Source organism: Coprococcus sp. ART55/1, from assembly GCF_000210595.1.
Classification (GTDB): domain Bacteria; phylum Bacillota; class Clostridia; order Lachnospirales; family Lachnospiraceae; genus Coprococcus; species Coprococcus aceti.
In genome coordinates this window covers 1,632,465-1,633,981 of record NC_021018.1, presented here as the reverse complement: position 1 = coordinate 1,633,981, position 1,517 = coordinate 1,632,465, and the positions used below count along the sequence as shown (strand labels likewise).

Annotated in this window: 1 protein-coding gene and 1 pseudogene; one reads left to right on the top strand and one right to left on the bottom strand. The window is 41.2% G+C overall.

Going from position 1 to position 1,517, the window contains the following annotated elements; translation table 11 throughout:
- Positions 1–80: 80 nt before the first annotated feature.
- Positions 81–614, bottom strand: a complete 534-nt coding sequence (locus CCU_RS07505) for a DUF4364 family protein (RefSeq protein WP_015534160.1) — start codon at positions 612–614, stop codon at positions 81–83.
- A 276-nt stretch (positions 615–890) separates the two neighbouring features.
- On the opposite strand from CCU_RS07505, the pseudogene CCU_RS14765 reads away from it, so the two are divergent.
- A pseudogene (locus tag CCU_RS14765) lies at positions 891–1,517 on the top strand (transcription termination factor Rho); the annotation flags it as partial.

Here is a 1,517-nt window from a genome sequence, read left to right as displayed (position 1 = left end):
CAGATAAATAGACAAAAAATGACTGAGAATATCGAGGAGTATAATTCTTTTCGGTATTCTCAGTCATTTTTATGCTGATATTAGCTGGATGTGTTGGATGCCCATAACTGTTTTACGAGTATATCATATATCTCAGTGCTTTTCTGACGCCAGTTGTCACATATGGCAACAGCCACGGCCTGGGTAGGCACGCTGAACTTTATATCCAGCAGCGGCTCGTTCCTGTCGTTGATGACGCAGGAGACGGTATATTCATTGGAATCGTTGAGGTAGTAGTCAGACTGTATCTCAGTTTCCTTTTTGAGGTTGATCTGCTGTTTCTCAAAGAAATCCAGTATATCCTGTTTGATGGCATATGGGATCCTGTTCTCGAACATGCTCAGGGCTTCCTCACCTTTGTAGGTTATCTTATAATGGGATGCGCCTCTTATGCTTGATACATATACAAATTCGCTTTCTATAAGTCCGTTTATGGCTTCCTGAAGAGTGAAATAATTGGTGTAGCCCTTCTCCAGAACAAAGTCTGAAATCTGTGAATTGGTCAGAGTGAAGTTAACTCTGTCAAGCATATAGAGCACTATGAGTTTATATAATACAATAGATTCGGTTCCCATATCGTGTATCCTTTGTTAAAATGTTTGTCCGTGCTGATGAACGGACAACATTCATATGATAACATTAGTAAAATTTAAAATCAATATATTTACAATTGTTCTATTTATGTTATAATGAGCGGGAATAATATGCGTGCCTAGCGCATTTTTATTTTTTACCGTAATTGAATTTGATGTATCATTGAGAGACACTACTTATTTCTTAGAGTGTTTATATTCCCATAATACTTAATTTATTTGTTGATCATTGGTTTCAGTGAAAGGAGACAATTATATATGGATTTTAGTAAAGCTTCTCTTGCAGAGCTGCGTCAGTTTACCAAGGATAATGGTATAAAAGGCTGCTCGGGAATGAAGAAGGCGGAGCTTGCGCAGTTCCTCATAAAATATGTGGAGGAGCATGTGACAGCGGTTTCAGTGGAAAATAAGAAAAATGTGTCAGAGCCTAAGACCGAGCATGTGGTCAGAGAGACAGCCGGAGACACAGAATACAGAAAAACCAGGATAGTACATCACTCTGAGGGCTCAAGAGGTGATGATTTCAGGGAGAACAATGGACAGAGACGTATGAGAAGAATGGCTACATATCAGGATCACAGCCAGAATCAGGAGAGATACCAGGATAGAGGTCAGAATCAGGACAGAAACCAGGAAAGGTATCAGGACAGAGGTCAGAGCCAGGAGAGATACCAGGACAGAGGCCAGAATCAGGACAGAGTCCAGTCAAATCAGGCGGCACAGAACGTGAACGAGTATCTGCCGGAGCTCGACAGTGGAAGACAGGCTCACGGAATACTTGAGGTCATGCCTGAGGGATATGGCTTCATAAGAAGTGCAAACTATCTTCCGGGAGATCAGGATATATATGTGTCACCGGCACAGATCAGAAGATTTGGTCTCAAG